General features: G+C 63.9%; 2 protein-coding genes. Both read right to left on the reverse strand.

The genetic code is table 11. From position 1 onward, the window contains the following. Positions 1 to 2,114: AMP-binding protein (locus EOD15_RS32165; protein ID WP_127409201.1), on the reverse strand; the 2,114-nt coding region annotated here is incomplete at its 3' end. A 123-nt stretch (positions 2,115 to 2,237) separates the two neighbouring features. Further along, a complete protein-coding gene (locus tag EOD15_RS32170) occupies positions 2,238 to 2,645 on the reverse strand; it encodes a 4-oxalocrotonate tautomerase family protein (protein ID WP_127323288.1) in 408 nt (135 codons plus the stop codon). Between the last annotated feature and the right edge of the window lie 145 nt (positions 2,646 to 2,790).

The raw sequence follows: 2,790 nt of genomic DNA on the forward strand, positions 1-2,790 counted from the left end.
TTCGGCACCATCAGTTCGGCGGCGCCCGCCTGTTTGCCGAATTTGCGCAGCTCGTCGGGATTGGCATCGTCGGCGGTGGCGACCAGCACGATGCGCTCGCCGCGTCTCTTGTCCGGCACCGCCACAGCCGCGTGGCGCTCCTCCGGCCACAGCGACTGCACCAGCATCTCGACCGCACCCAGCGACACCATCTCGCCGGCGATCTTGGCGAAGCGCTTGGCGCGGCCGCGAATGGTGATGAAGCCCTCGCGGTCGACGGCGACGATGTCACCGGTATCGTGCCAGCCGGTCAGCGGCTGCAACTCACCGGGGCGGTCCGACGTCATGTAGCCCATCATCAGGTTCGGCCCGTCGAGCCACAATTGGCCGGCGTCGGAGATGCCCTCAACCGGCTCCAGCTTCATGCGCACGGCAGGCAGCAGCCGGCCGACCGTGCCGTCGCGGCCATGGATTGCCGTGTTGACGGCAACCACCGGTGCCGCCTCGGTCAGCCCGAAACCTTCGATGATCTCGGCCTGGAAGCGCTCGCGATAGACGCGGCGGGTTTCCGGCTTCACCGCCTCGGCGCCGGCGACGACGAAGCGCAGGCTGGAAAAATCGCCGTCCTTGGCGGTGCGCGCATAGTTGGCGAGGAACGTGTCGGTGCCGAACATAATGGTCGGCTTCACCTTGCGCGCCACCTCGGGGATGATCTTGTAGTGCAGCGGCGAGGGGTAGAGGAACAGCTTTACCCCGGTGACCAGCGGCAGGATGGTGCCGCCCGTCAGGCCGAAGGAGTGGAACACCGGCAGCACGTTGAGCAGGATGTCGGCCGGCGAGATGGTGATCCGCGCCTCGGCCTGCATGGCGTTGGCGTACAGGTTCTTGTGCGACAGCACGACCGCCTTCGGCGTGCCTTCCGAGCCCGAGGTAAACAGAATCACGGCCGGCTTGGCCGCATCCTGCCGCTGCAGCGGCCAGCGCCACAGCAGAGCGGCGGCAAGCTTGTCCAGCGCGGTAACGCTCTCCCGCACATCCTCCAGCCACAGCAGCCTGGCACCACCCTTTTCGACCGCCGCGACGATATCGGCCAGATCGGCCTTCTCGACGAAGGCGCGGGAGGAAATCACGGTCCTTATCACCGCCGTGCGCACGGCAGCGGTGACGCTCGCCGGTCCGGCCGTATAGTTGATCATCGCCGCCACCCGGCCGGACGACAGAAGCCCAGTGAGCGACAGCACGACCCCATTGGCATTGGGCAGCATCACGCCGACCGCCTCGCCCGGAGCCGTCACCGCCTCAAAGCGCCTGCCCAGGACGCGGGCGCCGATGAACAGCTTGCGGTAGGTCAGCGCCCCGGAGATCACGTCCTCGATGATGGTATGCGAAGCGCCGACGCGGTCGGCGGCATCGCGCATGGCCAGGAACAGGCCACGATCGAGGTTGGTGCCGAAGAGCCGCGCCTCGGCGACACGGTCGAACAGCGCATTGGTGTTCGAGGCCTGCTCGAGATTGCGCGCCACCAGTTCGGCGATGGTCATCGGCTCCAGCACGCTGATCGACAGCTGCGGAAACCAGTGTCGTGGTGCCTTGTCCGCGGGTGTCAGCGACACCGGCAGGCTGCGCGCGCCGCCGACGAAGATCGGCACGATCTTGGCATCGGCCTGCATGGCGATGCGGGTGACTGCACGAAACAGCCGAAACGTCTTGACATCAGGCTCGACCGCATCCGGCAGATAGACAGCGAGCCGGCCCTTGCCCTTCAGCACCCGCACCAACCGGCGGCTGACGAAGACATGTTCGGCGTTGAAGGCGATGGTACGGCCAAGCTCTCGCCAAGGTTCGAGCCACGGCGAGCGCGCCGAGACCTCATCGAGAATATGCAGCGTGTCTTCCGGCAGCAGCGACAGCATCAGCGCCGGCTCGAAGCGCGATTGATGCGAGATGACGTAGATGACTGGAGCCTGTGCCTTGCGGGCGATCCTGATGCGGCTATCCCCGATCCGGTAGGCGAGCTTGAACGGCACATAGAGCAGCGCCTGGGTGAAGCGCAGGCCGAGGCGGAATTTTTCCGCCACGCCGATCAGCAGCCAGGCCAGAACAAGACCCGCAAGCAGCGCCAGTGTCAGGATCATGCCGCGTCTCTCCCAACGTTTTTAGCATCTCGGCTCTTTGCGGCCGTGTCGGCCAGAACCTAGACGATGTGGGAGCAAGGTCAATGCGGAGCTTTTGCTTCCCTTGGTGCGGGAAGCTGCTTGTCATGCCGCCTGCAGCCGTCCACTGATGAAACGAAATTCCTGCGTCTTGCCGCCATAGCCGTAAGCGGCTGCCGGCACTTCATGTACGAAGGCGTAGCTCTCCTCGTGCACGCCGCCCAGCAGACGGCCGAAGGCCGCGAAAATCGCCTTCAGATAGGCCTCCAGCTCAAGCTTGGTGTTGGTGCCGTCGACCACCTTGATATCAAGCCAGAACGTGCTGGTGCCGTGCTCGGCCAGCGACTTGCCGCCGGCGAACCAGTGCTGCGGATCGACATAGGACACGGCAACTGCCGTGATCGTCGGGTCCTTGCGCAGCTGCGTCGCGGTGATTTCAGTGATCTCCTTTGCGATGCTGGCTGAAAGAGCCGCGTCGGGCTTGCCGGTGACGCTGATGTTGATGATGGGCATTTTTCTTCTCCTTGGCTTGAGCGGCGTCCGATTGCCGTTGAAACAGCCATGCCACCATCTTTAGATCAAAAAAATCAAATTGTTTTTAATTGAAGATTCGATAACATCGAAGTATGGAAACGCTCGATCCCGATCTGCTCCGAAC

Source organism: Mesorhizobium sp. M7A.T.Ca.US.000.02.2.1, from assembly GCF_003996995.1.
GTDB lineage: Bacteria > Pseudomonadota > Alphaproteobacteria > Rhizobiales > Rhizobiaceae > Mesorhizobium.

Bases quoted from the DNA above. Each gene is read 5' to 3' on its own strand.
- EOD15_RS32170 (WP_127323288.1), bottom strand. From the start codon at position 2,645: ATGCCCATCATCAACATCAGCGTCACCGGCAAGCCCGACGCGGCTCTT.